Below are 16188 nucleotides of genomic sequence, written 5' to 3' on the forward strand. Positions count from 1 at the left end.
GAAGGAGCTGGCTATGGCTTTTTTTATGCAGATGGCCGCCGACCTATCCCCGAAGGGATATGAACGCCTGCGCTCCATTACCGTCCGGCTCTGCGTCACCGATTGTACCGGGACAGTATATGTTACGGATATGCTCCTGCAGGGCGGCTCCATTGCCACCGGCTGGGTGGGCCATGTGAGCGAGATACAATGGACGCAGGACGGTTAGGGGGCAGGCATGGCGGCAAAGTTTACACGGTTTTCAGAAACCCTTTTGACAAAAAAGGAGCAGCGGGTAGTGAGCGTTACCGTGAAGCCTTTGATTTCCGACTGTACCGGAACAATCTATTTCACCGACCTTATGGTACAGGAGGGCGACAGGCTGACCGGTTATGTGATCCATACGGAAACCCTGCTGGAAAAATACCGGGAGAGCGGGGCCATTATTCCGCCCCGGTTTTATAATGGCGTGGTGCGCTCGGCGGAAACGGTGGTGCTGTTTAATCTCGGCTCTACAACGGCAGGGCTGGACGCCCATATTTACCCGGTGCAGGATATGGCGGCGGGCAGTGTTTCCCTTGCACTTGGCGCGGGCGCACACAAAGCGGTATTTCCGCAGGCGGTACGGGCCGGGGATGATCTGGCTCTTTTGGCCTCCTCGCGGGAATGTCTGCAAAATGGGGAGCCTGCGGCCAAGCATGGATTTTTCCAGTACACTGCCGCCGGGGACAGCAAGCACCCGGTAACATTGGAGGCGCACAAGTCTGCAAGGCTCTATCTTGAATTTCAGGAAATGCAGGAAGGAGGCGATCTGCTGTGAGGGACTATCTGAAAGGCAAGCGGTGCATGGTGTGGAGCTTCATGGGAAACAGCCGGATGTATCAGGCTCTGCGGGATTATGGCGACAGGCTGGATACCGTGGGGATTTTTACCTTTGAGGTGGATGCCTCCGGGGCCATAACTGAAACTGGCACAAGTATTTCCACTATGCTACCTTATATCAATAAGTGGCCCCATATCGAGTGGCTGCTGACCATTATGAACCACGGCACCGCCAGCATTTTTACAGCCCTTCGCAACAATACGGGCGGGGCGAAAGATAAGTTTTTATCGGAAATCGTGCGGATCATGGGGAAGTATCCATGGTGCGCCGGGGTAGACATTGATTTGGAGCGCGGCGGCGGATATGAAAACCGGTCGGCAGCAAACGCACTGTTCCGGGATATTTACAGGACGGTCAAAGCCTATAACCCCGCCAAGCTCGTTAATATCTGCCTGCCGGGCATGACCGGAGTGCAGGGCAGCGTCGGCGGGGAGAATTGGTGCGTATATGCCGACCTCGACGCATACTGCGACACAGCTTCTATCATGTCTTATGGGATGGCGTGGGCTGGCAGTGCGCCCGGCCCAGTATCGCCCCGGAGCTGGCTGGAAGGCATCTATAATTACGCGGCGCAGGCTATGAACCCGGAGAAGCTGTTCATGGGCCTGCCGGGCTATGGCTGGAACTGGCAGATATATGATACCCCGGAGAACCTTGGCAAGACCTACCGGGGAACTTCTAACACCTACTATGCCGCCAAGCTCTGGATGACCGGCGGCTACAATTTTACCGACGACAAGCCGCCCCAGCCTTTCATCCCTATCGTGGCATATTGGGATGATTACGACAAGGTGCCGTGGGCGCTCCCGCAGGTATACGACTACATGGAAGGACAGGACGCAGTAAGTTATGAATATCCGCTGCTGTCGGGAACCTATAACCGCAGGCATTATCTGACCGCCTACGGCAAGGAGCAGAAGGCTTCCTTTGGCACGGTCTATCTTGACCGGGGCGGCGGCACACCGGATTCCTATTCTGGTGTGGTATCCGTTTCTGATTATATGACGGTGCTTGGGGAAGGAAGCTCGGCGGTGTTCCGCTTTTCCATTGCCAGTGCAGGCAGCTATGATATAGCGGTGCGGCTTTGCTTTCCCTTTTGGGATAAGAACGCCCTGCGGGTAACGGTGGATGGAAGCGCTAAGACCTTCTCGGAGAGCCGCTTATGGTGGCCATATTGGCGGCGAACCTGCTGGCTTTCCTTTGGGCGCATGAACCTCTCGGCGGGGACGCATACCCTGACGATTAACGGCGGTGTTCCCGGCGTTCAGTTTTACGGCTTCCGGGTATGCAGCAGCTTTTCAGAGGCTCCCAGCGCCGGGGAGGTGTCCTTTATGCTTTCGCCGAGGCAGTTTCTGGACGTGGATGGGAACCCGGCCACGCCGGATAAGGGCTTCAAGCTGACCTGTGAAATGCTGCGGCGCAAGCCTGATTCTGCCCTTGTATGGTATGAGGACTTCCGGGACGAAAATCCGCTGCCGGAGAGCTTCTGGACGACGCTTTCCGGGAAGTGGTCGGTATGGCGGGAGGGCTATTTTGAAAGCCGCCCCTATTCCCTGCTGGAAGGCTCCGGAAAGCTGGCGTGGAAATATGAGGGCTTTTCTGACCTGCATATCCGGGCGCGGGTGGGCTTTCCGCAAAATGGCGGCGGGCGGGCCGGGATATTCCTCGGAAATCTGTTCTGCTGCTTAAACTTCGATACCCAGCGGGTGGAGCTGTACCAAGGCTCCTCTCTCCTTGGAAGCTATGCAGCAGCCTTTTCCAAGACCCCGGCCAGCGCGATCCATAGCGCCCCGACATTATACACCATTGAGATGCGCAAGCGTGGGAACCGCGTCCGGGTATACTCCGGTTCCAGTTATACGCTGCGCTTTACGGCAACGGTGAGCGCCACCAGCGGCTATGCGGGGATACAGGCGGACAATGCCATTGTCTGCGACCTGCTGCGGGCCGGGGACGCTTGGGCCTATGAGCCGTATGAGTGCTTTATGGTGGAATACCCGGACGGACGGCGCACCAGCTTTGGCCGCGTTGCCCGCTCCGGCGTTTCATGGGACGAGGAATTTCAGGTGTTTATGGTAAATTCCGACGTGGAGGAAACGGCCACCCGGAGCGAGGATATTTCCCTTGATTATGACTTTTTTCATTCCCACACCATGGCGCTGGCCTGCGGCGGCGATTACCCGGTGAAGATTATCCCGCAGGACATCAATTTATGGACGGCCCGGCTGTTCCTTGGGGACGCGGACGGTTTTTCTATCCTGTATTATCAGGACGTGGATTCGCTGGTCTATTGGGCCAACGAGGCGGCTTACCGCTGGAAGTTGCGGGGAATTGCAATCTGGTCTTTGGGGCAGGAAGATATGCGGCTGTGGGAGGCTTTGCCGAAACAGATAACTTAATACCCGGAAATGAGGACGCCTTGTGCGTCCTTTTTCAATATCAAAATTTAAGGAGGATTTGGAACATGAAGAATGTATGGAACTGGATGCAGGTGGCTTTGGCCGCCATTGGTGGAGGGCTGGGCTGGTTCTTCGGGGAACTGGACGGCTTTTTCTATGCCCTGATCGCTTTTGTGGTGATTGACTATCTGACCGGCGTAATGTGCGCCGTTGTGGATAAGAGCTTATCCAGCGAGGTAGGATTTAAGGGCATTTTCCGAAAGGTGCTGATCTTCATTATGGTCGGTGTGGGCCATGTGATCGACAGCCAGATTATCGGCAGCGGGGACGCTCTGCGAACGGCGGTGATCTTCTTTTACATTTCCAACGAGGGCGTGAGCCTGCTGGAAAATTCCGCCCGCATGGGCCTGCCGATTCCGCAGAAATTGAAGGACGTTCTGGCGCAGCTCCATGATAAGGAGGATAGTACAAAATGAAATTGATCCAGTCTATTTTAACCCGGAATCCCTGCTATACGGCGGGGAGGAAAATTACAGTAAAAGGGCTTATGCTCCATTCTGTGGGCTGCCCGCAGCCGAAGGCGTCTGTCTTTATCAATAGCTGGAACAGTGCCAGCTATGACCGGGCCTGCGTCCACGCCTTTATCGACGGGAACGACGCGGCTATCCATCAGACGCTCCCTTGGAACCACCGGGGTTGGCATTGCGGCTCCGGCAGTAAAGGGAGCGGAAATGACACTCATATTGGCGTGGAAATGTGCGAGCCTGCCTGTATCAAATATACGGGCGGCTCGTCTTTTACTTGTTCTGATCTGGCGACGGCGCGGGCCGTGGCAAAACGGACGTATGAGGCGGCGGTGGAGCTGTTTGCCTATCTCTGTAAGGAGTACGGCCTGAACCCTACGGCGGACGGCGTGATCGTTAGCCACCGGGAGGGCCACAGCCGGGGGATTGCCTCCAACCATGGCGACCCGGAGCATTTATGGAGCCAGCTTAACATGGGCTACACCATGGACGGCTTCCGGCAGGCAGTAAAGGCGGCTATGGCAGGTTCCGGCAATGCGGAGGATACCGGCAGTTACACAAAGATTATGGGGACGGCCATTGCGACAAAAGAGCAGATGCAGGCTTATATCAAAGCGGCTAATCCTTCTGTGCCGCAGGCTGTCCTTGATATGATCCCGTTATACCTTTCCGAAGGCAAGGCCGAGGGTGTGCGCGGGGACATTGCCTTTGCGCAATCCTGTCTGGAAACCGGGAACTTCGGCTTTTCCGGTTCTGCCGTAACGCTCGACCAGAATAATTTCTGCGGTATGGGCGTCACGAGTAATGGCATGAAGGGCAATTCTTTTGACACGCCCCAGCTCGGTATCCGGGCGCAGGTGCAACACCTCAAAGCCTATGCCTCCACGGACGAGCTGGCAAACGCCTGTGTTGATCCGCGCTTTTCCTATGTAACGCGCGGCTGTGCGCCTTATGTGGAATGGCTGGGGATTCAGGAAAATCCGCAGGGCAAGGGCTGGGCCGCCGGTGCCGGATACGGGGCGAAAATCCTCGCCATTCTGGAAAAGATCGTCGGGGCCTCCGGCAATGCCGACAATCTGTACCGGGTAAGGAAATCGTGGGCCGACGCCGCTTCCCAGCTTGGCGCATTTGCAGTGTTGGAGAACGCCAAGGCGCTGACGGACAAAAATCCCGGCTATGCGGTCTTTAACAGCACCGGCCAGCAGGTCTACCCGACAACCTCCACCCAAAGCGGACTGTACCGGGTACGCAAGAGCTGGGCCGACGCCGCCTCCCAAAAGGGCGCGTTTGCCGTACTGGATAATGCCAAACGGTGCGCGGACGAAAACGCCGGATACTCGGTCTTTGACGAGAATGGCAAGGTGGTTTATACAGGTACGGCGGCAGCCACTACCTATACCGTCCAAAAGGATGATACTTTGTGGGGAATTGCCTCCCGTAAGCTGGGAAGCGGCCTCCGCTATACGGAAATCAAGAAATTGAACGGCCTGACCTCGGACGTGATCTATGCCGGGCAGGTTTTGAAAATCCCGGCTAAGTAAATTTGTGCGGCCCTTCGGGGCCGCTTTTTTCAAAGGAGGCGATAACACCATGACTGGCGCTGAAAAAGAAAAAATCCGTTTCTTCCGTATGGAGGGGCTCGGCTATGGCGCGATTGCCGCACGGCTGGGGCTTTCCGAAAATACGGTCAAGAGCTTCTGCCGCCGCAATCATTTAACGGGTGTAGCTGCTAAGGAGGCGGTTACGGCCTGCCGCCATTGCGGCCAGTCCCTTGCGGAATTACCAGGACGGAAAGGAAGAAAATTCTGCTCTGAAGCCTGCCGCCGGGCATGGTGGAAGACCCACCCGGAGCTTGTGGATAGAAAAGCATTTTATCTTATGACCTGCGCCCATTGCGGGGAGGAGTTTAAGAGCTATGGAAACCAAAAGAGGAAATATTGTTCCCATGCCTGTTATATCGCGGCGCGGTTCGGGGAAGGAGGCGGCCATGACAAAGGAACAGTTTGAACGGGAGAAAAAGTATCAGGCGGCCCTTGCCGTGGCCCGTTCCATGCTCCGGCAGGGTGTGATAAATGACGCTGATCTGGTACGCATTGAGGCCCGATTAAAAGAAAAATTTAAGCCGGTTTTAGGCGGCTTTTTATTTTGAAAAGCCTTTCTTTTTCGGGTGGCTTCCTATAACATCAGTGTCCTGAAAGGAGGGCGTAATATGCAACGCACAATTAAAAAAGTGAACATGGCGGCAGTACAGCAGGTTCCCAAGCAGAAGCGCGTGGCCGCTTATGCGCGGGTATCCTGCGGCAAGGATGCCATGCTCCACTCATTATCTGCGCAGGTAAGCTATTACAGCGCATTGATACAAAAAACGCCCGGCTGGGAATACGCTGGTGTGTATGCGGACGAAGCTCTGTCCGGCACAAAGGATACCCGTGGGCAATTTCAAAAGCTGCTGGCAGACTGCCGGGCCGGGGACATAGACCTGATTATCACCAAGTCAATTTCCCGTTTTGCCCGCAATACCGTCACGACCTTGCAGACTGTCCGGGAATTGCGGCTGATCGGCGTGGACGTGTATTTTGAAGAACAGAATATCCACACACTCGGCGAGGACGGGGAGTTTCTGCTTACCCTCCTCGCTGCTTATGCGGAGGAGGAGGCCCGCTCTGTATCCGAGAATATCCGCTGGCACGTTCAGTCCAATTTCCGGCAGGGGCTTGCGTGGAGCGTTGAGATGTATGGATACCGGCAGGAAAACAACAGGCTGGTGATTGTACCGGAGGAAGCGGAGCTTCTGCGCATGGCCGCCGCTATGTATCTGCAGGGGGCCAGACCGATTGAAATTGAGCGGGCCTTTGCCAAGGCCGGGGCCGTTGGGACGCGGGGCGCGGCGCTTACTGGTTATCATATCATAAAGTTGCTCTGCAATGAGAAAATTGCCGGGGACATGGTTTTACAGAAAACCTTCGTGGATGATCCGATTGCAAAGAATAACCGGAAGAATGACGGCGAGAGGCCACAATTTTATGTAGAGAACAGCCACGAGGCTATCCTTGACCGGGAAACCTATGAGAAGGTCTTGGCGGAATATGCGCGGCGGAAAGAGGAAGGCCCGCTTGGGAAGTATCCGTTTTCCCACCGTATTGTATGCGGGAAATGTGGCGCTCGGTATGTTCACCGCCTACGGGGCAAAGAGGTCTATGCGTGGCTCTGCTGTACCTATAACCGAAAGGGAAAGGCCCATTGTGACGCCAAGATTATACAGGAGCAGAAATTGGAGGCCATTGCCGCTGAGGTTTTGGGCCTGCCGGAGTTTGACGGTGATATTTTTCAGGAAAAGGTAAAGGAGATACAGGTGTGGGAGAACCGCATACTTGCCTTCATTTTCTATGACGGGCATATCATAGAGCGGCCATGGGAGAACGCAGACCGCCGCTATGGGAGGAGGTCAAAATCATGCCAGCAGTAGCAGCAAAAGTTACGGTCATTCCGGCCAAGAAAAACAGCATACCGCTAAGCCCTTCGGGTGCGCAGGTACAGAAGCTGCGGGTGGCGGCCTATGCCCGTGTATCCACAAACCTCGAAGAACAGATTACCAGCTATGAGGCGCAGGTGGATTATTACACCCGATATATCCAGTCAAAGGAAGATTGGGAGTTTGTTGATATGTATACGGACGAGGGCATTTCCGCAACGAATACCAAAAAGCGCGAAGGCTTTAACCGCATGGTGGCGGACGCTCTGGCCGGGAAGATTGACCTTATCATTACAAAATCAATCAGCCGCTTTGCCCGTAATACGGTGGATACCTTAACCACAGTACGGAAGCTCAAAGAAAAAGGGATTGAGGTTTTCTTTGAGAAAGAGAATATCCGAACCCTTGACGGAAAAGGCGAGCTGCTTATCACCATTATGTCCTCGCTGGCGCAGGAAGAAAGCCGCTCCATCTCAGAGAATGTGACATGGGGCCAGCGTAAGCGGTTTGCGGATGGCAAGGTAAGTATTCCATACGGTCGGTTTCTCGGATACCGAAAAGGCGCAGACAATCTGCCGGAAATCGTCGAGGAGGAGGCCACTACTATAAGGCTCATTTACCGCCTGTTCCTCTATGGCAAATCACCCTCGGCCATAGCGGCATATCTGACCGACGAAGGTATCATTACGCCGGGAGGGAAGAAAATCTGGCGGAGCAAGGTAGTGGAAAGTATTCTCACCAACGAGAAATACAAAGGGGACGCGCTTCTGCAGAAGAAATTCACTGTGGATTTTCTCACTAAGAAAAGCAAGGTCAACGAGGGCGAAGTGCCGCAGTATTATGTAGAGAACAGCCACCCGGCCATTATCGAGCCGGAGAAATTTGACCTTGTGCAGTATGAATTGAAGCGCCGCAAGGAAGACGGCAGGTTTACGAGCTGCCTGCATCCCTTTTCCGGGAAACTGACCTGCGGCGAGTGCGGCGGCATTTACGGCAGTAAGGTATGGCACTCGAACACCCCGCACCGCGCTCTGGTATGGCAGTGCAACGAGAAGCACCGGGGCCAGCATTGCAAAACGCCCCATCTTACCGAGGCAGAAATCAAAACCGCTTTTCTGGCCGCTTTCAATCAGATACTTGGCAGTCGGGCGGAAATCATAGAGGCATATCAGGAAGTCATGGAGGCTTTGACCGATACTCGCGATCTTGATACCGAGCAGGAGCAGCTTGAAAATGAAAGCGAGGTTGCTATGGGCCTGATCCGTAAGATTATTGCGGACAATGCGCAGAAGGCTATGGATCAGGGGGAATATGAGCGGAAGTATACCGGATACTGCGACAGGTACGAGGCGGCAAGAAAGCGGCTGGCAGAAATAGGCGAGCTTCGTTTGGAGCGCAACGCCAAGCGCACGAAAATTGCCATGTTCCTCGAAAGGCTGGAAAGCAGCGCCGAGCTGGTAACAGAATTTGACGAGGAACTTTGGTATTCCACAGTGGATTTTGTGACGGTATATGAGGATATGCGGCTGGTGTTTACCTTCCGCGACGGACAAGAGGTTGAGATACCCGCTGAAATATGGAAAGCTGCATAATGAAAAAGTCGCCCGCAGGTTTTGGCCTGCGGGCTTTCGTCGTTTTACATGGTATCTATGAGGGCAAGTAGCAGATTTTTCTGCTCCTCGGTCAAGGTACTCCATTTTGAGAACAGTACGCTCTGTTCTTCGGTTAATTGCGCCGGATCATTCCCCTCGGAGAAGAATTGCGATAAAGTTATACCAAACGCCCTGCATACCGCCTCCAAGGTCGGAAGCGTCGGCGCATTATTTCTGTTAAACATATTTGTGACTGTGGAATGGGAGAGATTGGCTTCCTTTGCCAGCCGGTAATCTGTCCAGCCGCGCTCCTCCATCAGTTGCTTTATGCGTTTTTGTGTATTCATATATCCACCTGCCCATCTGTATCTATTCTAAGGCCCAAAATGGTGATATAATAGTCACAATCGGTAGACATATCATTTCCCACAAAGGGCATACTGATAGCATAGCAGCAGGCGGGGATACTATTCATATAATCAGGAGGCACCAACATGGAAGAACACTTATTTGAAAGACTGGCCCGTGAGAGGAATATCACGGTTGAAGAAATGCGGGCAATTATCTCGGCCCGCATTAAAAAAGGTATGAATGATCCAGACCCGGAGAAGCGGGCGCAATGGGAGAAGATACCATGCGCCGGGGAAATTCCAACGCCAGAGGAATGGCTGAAATATGCGGTTGAAACCTTGGAGGCAGAGGGACGCGGCGATCTGCTCCGCTGGTATCCGAACCTTTAAGGGGTGTGCATTTTCGAGGCATAAAGGCACAGTATATTGATAAAAAAGAAGAAAGCAGCGGATATGCACACCTTACCTTGTGCTTATCCGCTGCTTTTGTATCCGCTGATATTGTATTAAAAGTTGTCCCCTGATATGTTGTAAATCGGTTTGTGAAACAATATAATTTTACTGGGAAGAAGACGGGGCTGTTTGTGACTTCTCATAAGGCTGGCGTTGAGAAAGCAGAAGCTGCTTTGCAATCACTTTGCCCGAAAGCAAACTGGAAAAAAGGATTCTTAGCCAATGGCAAATCTGTGGCTGAATTAAAGAAGTGGACAGAAGGCATAGGGTGCTAAAGCTCCCATAGAGGAATCCCGCATCTGAATAAGATTTCTGGCATTCTATGCAGAGCATAAAGATAATTGGTTGGAGTAAAGATTTTCTAAAGACAGATAGGTTTAAGTGACCTATTTGCCTTTTGTTTTTTAGCAAATACTGATTTATCTTATACTTCATATTCTATAAATAATTTTGAGTTATGACTCCAAGCTAATTTTTGATTTATTTCAGCCTATTATAACATCTATCCACAACTTTTTCTATTCGCTTTCAGCTTCTTCACCGATGCATTTGCTATCTTGAATATCAGTTCATCAATGCAGTCGGTATATCTGCCTTGCTGAATGAGTTCATTTTTCAATTCCACAAGGCTAAGTACTGCAATTTTTCGTTCCTGGCTATCTAAATATAAATGATACTTTGAGTTCTTCATGCTCTCTACCGCCTTATAAATCCATTGTATATGGAAGAGAATAGAAGTTCAAATATGCGGAATGAAAAATTATTTATACCTAATAAATCAAGTGATTGGACAAGCAACAATCGCCTTTCAAATTAGCAAGCTAATTTGTGCCAAAATACTTTAGTTCAAATTCTCTCGGAAAACAAGAAACGCCAGAAACGTTGATTTTACAATGTTTCTGGCGGAGTTTTTGGCGTCGCTAAGAGGATTTGAACCTCCGGCCTACCGCTTAGGAGGCGGTCGCTCTATCCAGCTGAGCTATAGCGACAGTTAGAAAATCTATATTTTATTTTACTTATTACCATTTCCCTTTTTTCCTAAGGGGATTGCTTCTACGTAACCTTAGGAGGCGAGTGCTCTATCCAGCTGAGCTACGAGAACAGAAAAATCTCACTAAATAATTTTACCAAAATGCAAGCAAAAAGTCAAATCTTACTTACAAAGAAATCCAAAGAGTTCTTGTGGCCGCCGCATTTAGCACTGAAAAATGCAGCGGCCACAAGATTTATTTAATCTCTGCTGTCTCTATAATAAATTTAACATTTCCATCCATCTGATCCGAGATTCCAGAGAATGACTGATACCTATCTCCTTCCTCCATCACTGCATCAATACGATCTTTTAAAGTCTGAATATCCCCATCAAACACATCTGATAGTTTCTGAATACCAGTCTCGTCAAACTCTTTCATTCCATCCGCCAAGTCCCTGGAGCCGTCAGCCAGCTGTTTGACACCGGAGGTCAGCTGTTCACTTCCATCCTTCAGTCTGCTTCCTCCATTCTGCAGGGTATTTGTACCAGAGGCCAAAGCCTGCGCACCATTGATAAGGACACTGTTATTGCCTGTCAGTTCTTTTACACCACCGATCAGATCGCCCGATCCTGCAAGCAGATCCGATGCCCCCTTAGTAAGCTCCCCATTGTGGGAAGAAAGCTCATCTGCCCCGGATTTCAGCCTGTCGATGCCCATCCCCAATGAGCCTGCGGATGCATTCAGGGTATTGCTTCCCTCTGCAACCTGATCCATTACATTCTTCATGGTCTTACTGCCCTCAACAACAGATTCTATACCGGAGTGAACACTTGCCGCACCCTGATAGAGATCACTGTTTTCCCCGGTTGCCTCAACCAGCTGATGAATATAGCCCTTCAGGGTATCCAGATCCGAAGTACCCGAAGCACCTCCTGCTGCACTCTGAAGCTGTGCTAACAGGTTCGTTTGCGTATCTACATTCTCCTGCAGCCTTTGAATACAGTCTTCTAATTGTCCGTAATAAGCTTGGAAGGTATCGCCTAAACCGGCCCTGTCCGCCAGTCCTTTATAATTGCCTGCCACATCCTGTACACCCCTAAGTGTACCTAAAACAGCACTGTCGTTCGTTAAAGAGGTCTTAACACCAGACACAACAGAACTCAGCAATGTCTGCACATCTGCAGCCGAAGCGCCGGAATCCAGAACAGATTCAATAGCTTTCAGTGTACTGTTTACCGTTCCAATGCCCTCTGCAACGGAAGAGCTTCCCTGCAGTAAAGCCTGGGTTTTCTGCTCATCTGTCAGAGAGTCCAGACCAGCCTTTACCCCCTGGATCCCCTGATTCAGATTACTCACAGCTCCCGGCAGTTCCTTTGTTCCGGCGGCCAGTTCTTCTACTCCCGAGGCAAGACTTTCCTCCCCTGCCGTATAAGTCCGGATTCCTTCTGCAAGCTGGGATGCCCCTGCCGTATAGGCGGTTACCCCGCCTGCAAGCGCTGCTGCCCCTGCCGTATACTCTTCAACTCCGGAAGCAAGCACTCCTGCTCCATCATGAAGTTCCCCAATTCCGCTGTTTAAAGAATGGATCCCATCTCCGAACTCTCCGGTCTTATCCTGCAGAGTGGAAATACCATCCTTAAGCGTCCCGGAACCATCTACCAGCCGGTTAGACGCATCTGACAGTTCTTTCATAGAATCCTGTAACTCTTCAAAACTGTCAATATCATCAAATCCTAGTTCTCCAAGCATATCAGAGGATGCTAAGGTAAGGGTGGGACCCATCGTAAAATCAGTGACATCTGCTGTTATAGTCAGAGATTCCGGAATCTCAAAATCTATATCTTCTTTGTCCGGTTCCTTTAGGTCCAGACTTTGCTTTAAGCCTGGAAAAGCAACTCCAATGACAATATCTCTGCTTGCATCAGAAATTACTTTTCCATGATCTATCTGAACGTTAGTAAAATTATCTGTGGGAAGAAACATACCCGTAACCATCACAAAAGGCGTATAAATATCCGTATCCTTATCCTTTATTTTTACAGTATTCCTGGCGTGATTCGTATACTGAATATTCATCTCCAGATTTCCGGACTTTCCGGCAAGATCTTTTTCATTTACTTCTTTTCCATTTAATTTGTAAGTTATTTTAACACTTACAGGAAGAGACTTCTTTGTTTTACCCTGATAATAGATATCCGTTCCCTTTGTCTTCCAGATTAATTTCTGTCCTTCTTTTTGGAACTTTTCGTCACCCTTCACATTTTTGATATCTGTCAGCTCAGACTGATCCTCCAGTTCATTTACTGTTCCTGCATTTTTCATCCAGTCAGAGACAATAATCTCTTCAACATTTCCCTCAGCATCAGCAGTAACATATACAGACTCATCTTTTAAGAGTGTTCCGCTTGGGGCAGGTGCACTCTTATTCGCTACCTGCTCCGTTATACTTCTCAGCTCCTCGGCTTCCTTGGAAGCCTCTTCCTTCTCAGCGGCATCCGCTTTCTGGCTGTCTGCAAACAGATACGTGCATCCAACTACTGCTATCATACCCGCAGCAGTTACTGCAGCGGCCTTTTTTCTCCATCCTTTTTTCATAACAATCCCTCCCACTTATTGAACGAAACTTTCATTTGTTTTTACCTTATGTTTTTTCGGAACAAATCCAATAGAAGTCCTGCAAATTACAGGATCCAGGATCATAAACATAGCCGGAAGTACAAAAAGTACCACAACTGTACTTATAATTGCCCCCCGAGACAGCAGTGTACAGATGGAACTAATCATATCTATCTTAGAATACAGTCCGACTCCAAAGGTAGCTGCAAAAAAGCTGCATCCGCTGATTAAGATAGACTTCATGGAGGTCTTATGAGCTATAGAAATAGCCTCTTTCTTAGACCTGCCAAGCCCACGTTCCTTCTGGTAACGGCTGGTCATCAAAATAGCATAATCTACAGTAGCCCCCAGCTGAATCGTTCCAATTACAATGCTGGCAACAAAAGGAAGCGTAATTCCGCTGTAATAGGGAATAGCCATATTCACACAGATAGCAAATTCAATAACTGCAACCAGAATTACCGGCAAAGAAATTGATTTAAATACCAGCAGAATAATTAGAAAAATAGCTGCAACCGAAGCAATATTAACATTTTTCAAGTCCACATCCGTAACATCAGCCAAATCCTTTGTAAGCGGTGCTTCACCGATTACCATAGATTGCGGACTATAATTCTTAACTATCTTATCAATTTGGGCAATCTGGTTATTTACCTCATCCGTTGCCGCCTTATAGTCAGAACAAACAAACGCCACTTCGTATTCATCGCTCTGAAGCATCTCCTTAACATCCTCCGGTATGATAGAAGATGGAATTCCCGGCCCTATGAGAGAATCCATCCCGATCTCCCATTTAACACCGTCAACCTTATCAATGGCTTCCAGCATCTCCCTCTTTTCTTTGGCCTCCATCCCATTCTTCATAAGTACCATATGGACCGTATTCATATGAAAATCGTCTTCCAGCTTGCTGTTAGCAACTGCACTGGGGAGTGTAGCCGGGAGACATTTGTCTATGTTATAGTAAACCTCTGTATGGCTGTTGCCGTAAATAGCAGGAAACAGAAGAATAATAAATATTGCCAGCCAGGCTTTGTAATGTCTGGTAATAAATCCGGATATCTGGTCAAGATTCGGAATAATTGCTTTATGCTTTGTCTTCTCTATGGCCTTGTCAAAGGTAAGAATCATAGCAGGGAGCAGAGTGACACAGCAGATCACACCGATTACTACCCCCTTAGCCATTACAATACCGATATCCCTCCCTAACGTAAATGTCATAAAGCAAAGAGCTGCAAAACCGGCAATGGTTGTTACAGAACTTCCAACCACAGATTTAAAGGTATTTGAAATGGCATGAGCCATAGCCCTCTGTTTGTCATTGTCAAATCGTATCTTATTATCCTCATAGCTGTTCAGAAGAAAGATGGAATAATCCATAGTAACGCCCAACTGGAGAATAGCGGTCAGCGCCTTTGTAAGATAGGATATCTCTCCCAGAAATATATTGCTCCCCAGATTGTATAAAATAGCAACCCCAATTCCGGTCAAAAATAATACTGGCACCACCAGTGAGTCCATGGTAAGACATAAAACCAGAAGCGAAAGAACTGCCGCAATCACTACGTAGATGGGCATTTCCTGAAGCGAAAGATTTTTAATATCCGTCACAACACCGGTCATACCGCTGATAAAGCACTGTTTCCCTACTGTATTTCTCATAGCACTTACTGCATCCATAGCTTCATCAGAAGATGTTGTATTATCAAACAGTGCAACCATCATGGTAGCATCCCCGCTAAAAAAGCTTTCCCTAAGTTCAGAGGGAAGCATTTCAACCGGAACACTAATATCCACCGCACTGTCATACCAGAGTACATCCTTTACGTGATCAATCTCCTTGATCTCCTCTTTTAGTTTCTGTACATCCTTCATCTCCATATCTTCCACTACAACCATGGAAAAAGCACCCATTCCAAATTCATCCACCAGTATATCCTGCCCCGAAACTGTCTCCAGTGAATCAGGAAGATAACTCAGAATATCATAGTTAATTCGTGTTTTAGATATCCCTATGAGAGAAGGAATTATCAGCAGTATCCCGATTGCCATAATCAATCTTCTGTGTCTCGCAATCCACTTGCCAATCTTGATTGTCATAATAATAGCTCACTCCTCTTTTTCAACCTCTGCATCCCCTTTAATCATTTTATTAATGACCATTAGTCATTTCTATGTCAATACTCGTTATACATCAAAAATGACCGATAGTCAATATATTAAAATCAATTTATATAATTTTAATATATTGACTTTTGGTCATTTTGACCCAATAATATAAGATAGAAATGGGGGAAACCTATGAATAAATTAGAAGAAAACAAAAAGAAAAAGAAAGATGCACTGCTGAATACTGCCTTTGAACTCTTTATCACCAAGGGCCTTCAGAAAACCACAATATCTGATATTGTACAGCAGGCAGGGGTTGCAAAAGGAACCTTTTATCTCTATTTTACAGACAAATACGATGTCCGGAATAAGCTGATCTCCCATAAAGCAGGAAAACTGTTCTATGATGCACACGAAGCCTTGTCTGGAACAGATATCACTGATTTTGAAGAGCAGCTTCTGTTTATTGTGGACTATATTATCAACCAGCTGATAGAAAACCAGTCTCTGCTCCGTTTTATTGCTAAGAACCTTTCCTGGGGGGTATTCCGCAAGGCCATTGACGTTAAAGTATCCGATGAGGAGTATAACGTATATGAAGTATATTACAAAATGGTGGAAGACAGCCCAAAGCACTACAAGAATCCCGAGTTAATGCTGTTTACTATTGTAGAACTGATTGGAGGAACCTGCTATAGCTGCATTCTCTATAAAGATCCCGTACCCATTGACGAATACAAACCGCATTTGTACCGGATAATAAAAAGTATAATGAATGATTTTGCACAATAAGAGAGGTAAATCCCGTCACATATAATAAAAAGGGGCTTTTTTCAC

General features: G+C 49.1%; 15 protein-coding genes, 1 tRNA gene and 1 pseudogene. 12 read left to right on the forward strand and 5 right to left on the reverse strand.

The window, feature by feature from the left end:
- The first annotated feature begins 13 nt into the window (after window positions 1-13).
- The 9 genes from ACGHCT_RS22250 (at window position 14) to ACGHCT_RS22290 (ending at window position 8849) form a co-directional block, all read left to right on the forward strand.
- A complete protein-coding gene (locus tag ACGHCT_RS22250) occupies window positions 14-208 on the forward strand; it encodes a hypothetical protein (protein ID WP_009296482.1) in 195 nt (64 codons plus the stop codon).
- Window positions 209-217: 9 nt separating this feature from the next.
- Complete coding sequence (locus tag ACGHCT_RS22255; RefSeq protein WP_009296481.1) at window positions 218-799, forward strand: hypothetical protein; 582 nt, start codon at window positions 218-220, stop codon at window positions 797-799.
- Window positions 796-3261 carry a glycosyl hydrolase family 18 protein gene (locus ACGHCT_RS22260; protein WP_009296480.1) on the forward strand — a complete coding sequence of 822 codons (2466 nt, stop codon included), beginning with the start codon at window positions 796-798 and terminating at the stop codon, window positions 3259-3261. The genes ACGHCT_RS22255 and ACGHCT_RS22260 overlap by 4 nt, the downstream gene beginning before the upstream one ends.
- 65 nt (window positions 3262-3326) lie before the next feature.
- A complete protein-coding gene (locus ACGHCT_RS22265) occupies window positions 3327-3737 on the forward strand; it encodes a holin family protein (protein ID WP_009296479.1) in 411 nt (136 codons plus the stop codon).
- Window positions 3734-5326, forward strand: coding sequence for an N-acetylmuramoyl-L-alanine amidase (locus ACGHCT_RS22270; protein WP_009296478.1), 1593 nt, complete (start codon window positions 3734-3736; stop codon window positions 5324-5326). Before ACGHCT_RS22265 ends, ACGHCT_RS22270 begins: the two co-directional genes overlap by 4 nt.
- Window positions 5327-5375: 49 nt before the next feature.
- Complete coding sequence (locus tag ACGHCT_RS22275) at window positions 5376-5792, forward strand: hypothetical protein (RefSeq protein ID WP_009296477.1); 417 nt, start codon at window positions 5376-5378, stop codon at window positions 5790-5792.
- Window positions 5773-5934 carry an SHOCT domain-containing protein gene (locus ACGHCT_RS22280; protein WP_157138039.1) on the forward strand — a complete coding sequence of 54 codons (162 nt, stop codon included), beginning with the start codon at window positions 5773-5775 and terminating at the stop codon, window positions 5932-5934. The genes ACGHCT_RS22275 and ACGHCT_RS22280 overlap by 20 nt, the downstream gene beginning before the upstream one ends.
- Window positions 5935-5994: 60 nt before the next feature.
- Window positions 5995-7251, forward strand: a complete 1257-nt coding sequence (locus tag ACGHCT_RS22285; protein ID WP_009296475.1) for a recombinase family protein — start codon at window positions 5995-5997, stop codon at window positions 7249-7251.
- Entirely contained in the window at window positions 7239-8849 is a 1611-nt protein-coding gene (locus tag ACGHCT_RS22290) for a recombinase family protein (protein WP_009296474.1), read from the forward strand. Before ACGHCT_RS22285 ends, ACGHCT_RS22290 begins: the two co-directional genes overlap by 13 nt.
- Window positions 8850-8893: 44 nt before the next feature.
- On the opposite strand, the gene ACGHCT_RS22295 is transcribed toward ACGHCT_RS22290, so the two are convergent.
- On the reverse strand, window positions 8894-9196 hold the full coding sequence (locus ACGHCT_RS22295) for a helix-turn-helix domain-containing protein (protein ID WP_009296473.1): 303 nt from the start codon (window positions 9194-9196) through the stop codon (window positions 8894-8896).
- A gap of 147 nt (window positions 9197-9343) precedes the next feature.
- On the opposite strand from ACGHCT_RS22295, the gene ACGHCT_RS22300 reads away from it, so the two are divergent.
- Complete coding sequence (locus ACGHCT_RS22300) at window positions 9344-9589, forward strand: hypothetical protein (protein ID WP_009296472.1); 246 nt, start codon at window positions 9344-9346, stop codon at window positions 9587-9589.
- A gap of 149 nt (window positions 9590-9738) precedes the next feature.
- Window positions 9739-9927, forward strand: a pseudogene (locus tag ACGHCT_RS22305) (flavodoxin); the annotation flags it as partial.
- Between the two features lie 227 nt (window positions 9928-10154).
- Here the strand turns inward: ACGHCT_RS22305 and ACGHCT_RS22310 are convergent.
- From ACGHCT_RS22310 to ACGHCT_RS22325, 4 genes are all read right to left on the reverse strand, one after another.
- On the reverse strand, window positions 10155-10343 hold the full coding sequence (locus ACGHCT_RS22310) for a hypothetical protein (protein WP_390437515.1): 189 nt from the start codon (window positions 10341-10343) through the stop codon (window positions 10155-10157).
- 221 nt (window positions 10344-10564) lie between these two features.
- A tRNA-Arg gene (locus tag ACGHCT_RS22315) sits at window positions 10565-10641 on the reverse strand.
- Between the two features lie 237 nt (window positions 10642-10878).
- The gene (locus ACGHCT_RS22320; protein ID WP_390437516.1) at window positions 10879-13221 is read right to left on the reverse strand and encodes a hypothetical protein; all 2343 of its coding nucleotides are present in this window, start codon (window positions 13219-13221) and stop codon (window positions 10879-10881) included.
- Between the two features lie 15 nt (window positions 13222-13236).
- A complete protein-coding gene (locus ACGHCT_RS22325; RefSeq protein ID WP_072851177.1) occupies window positions 13237-15342 on the reverse strand; it encodes an RND family transporter in 2106 nt (701 codons plus the stop codon).
- A 201-nt stretch (window positions 15343-15543) separates the two neighbouring features.
- Here ACGHCT_RS22325 and ACGHCT_RS22330 point away from each other — a divergent pair, with 201 nt between their 5' ends.
- Window positions 15544-16143 carry a TetR/AcrR family transcriptional regulator gene (locus tag ACGHCT_RS22330; protein WP_072851175.1) on the forward strand — a complete coding sequence of 200 codons (600 nt, stop codon included), beginning with the start codon at window positions 15544-15546 and terminating at the stop codon, window positions 16141-16143.
- Window positions 16144-16188 lie beyond the last annotated feature (45 nt).

The sequence above is a fragment of the Lactonifactor longoviformis genome (genome assembly GCF_042848515.1).
Classification (GTDB): Bacteria; Bacillota; Clostridia; order Lachnospirales; family Lachnospiraceae; genus Lactonifactor; species Lactonifactor longoviformis.

What these genes read in the sequence shown, in the direction of transcription:
- ACGHCT_RS22300 (WP_009296472.1), top strand. Translation starts at nt 9,344, where the DNA reads ATGGAAGAACACTTATTTGAAAGACTGGCCCGTGAGAGGAATATCACG.
- ACGHCT_RS22330 (WP_072851175.1), top strand. Translation starts at nt 15,544, where the DNA reads ATGAATAAATTAGAAGAAAACAAAAAGAAAAAGAAAGATGCACTGCTG.
- ACGHCT_RS22270 (WP_009296478.1), top strand. Translation starts at nt 3,734, where the DNA reads ATGAAATTGATCCAGTCTATTTTAACCCGGAATCCCTGCTATACGGCG.
- ACGHCT_RS22310 (WP_390437515.1), bottom strand. Translation starts at nt 10,343, where the DNA reads ATGAAGAACTCAAAGTATCATTTATATTTAGATAGCCAGGAACGAAAA.
- ACGHCT_RS22320 (WP_390437516.1), bottom strand. Translation starts at nt 13,221, where the DNA reads ATGAAAAAAGGATGGAGAAAAAAGGCCGCTGCAGTAACTGCTGCGGGT.
- ACGHCT_RS22265 (WP_009296479.1), top strand. Translation starts at nt 3,327, where the DNA reads ATGAAGAATGTATGGAACTGGATGCAGGTGGCTTTGGCCGCCATTGGT.
- ACGHCT_RS22325 (WP_072851177.1), bottom strand. Translation starts at nt 15,342, where the DNA reads ATGACAATCAAGATTGGCAAGTGGATTGCGAGACACAGAAGATTGATT.
- ACGHCT_RS22280 (WP_157138039.1), top strand. Translation starts at nt 5,773, where the DNA reads ATGACAAAGGAACAGTTTGAACGGGAGAAAAAGTATCAGGCGGCCCTT.
- ACGHCT_RS22275 (WP_009296477.1), top strand. Translation starts at nt 5,376, where the DNA reads ATGACTGGCGCTGAAAAAGAAAAAATCCGTTTCTTCCGTATGGAGGGG.
- ACGHCT_RS22250 (WP_009296482.1), top strand. Translation starts at nt 14, where the DNA reads ATGGCTTTTTTTATGCAGATGGCCGCCGACCTATCCCCGAAGGGATAT.
- ACGHCT_RS22290 (WP_009296474.1), top strand. Translation starts at nt 7,239, where the DNA reads ATGCCAGCAGTAGCAGCAAAAGTTACGGTCATTCCGGCCAAGAAAAAC.
- ACGHCT_RS22255 (WP_009296481.1), top strand. Translation starts at nt 218, where the DNA reads ATGGCGGCAAAGTTTACACGGTTTTCAGAAACCCTTTTGACAAAAAAG.
- ACGHCT_RS22295 (WP_009296473.1), bottom strand. Translation starts at nt 9,196, where the DNA reads ATGAATACACAAAAACGCATAAAGCAACTGATGGAGGAGCGCGGCTGG.
- ACGHCT_RS22285 (WP_009296475.1), top strand. Translation starts at nt 5,995, where the DNA reads ATGCAACGCACAATTAAAAAAGTGAACATGGCGGCAGTACAGCAGGTT.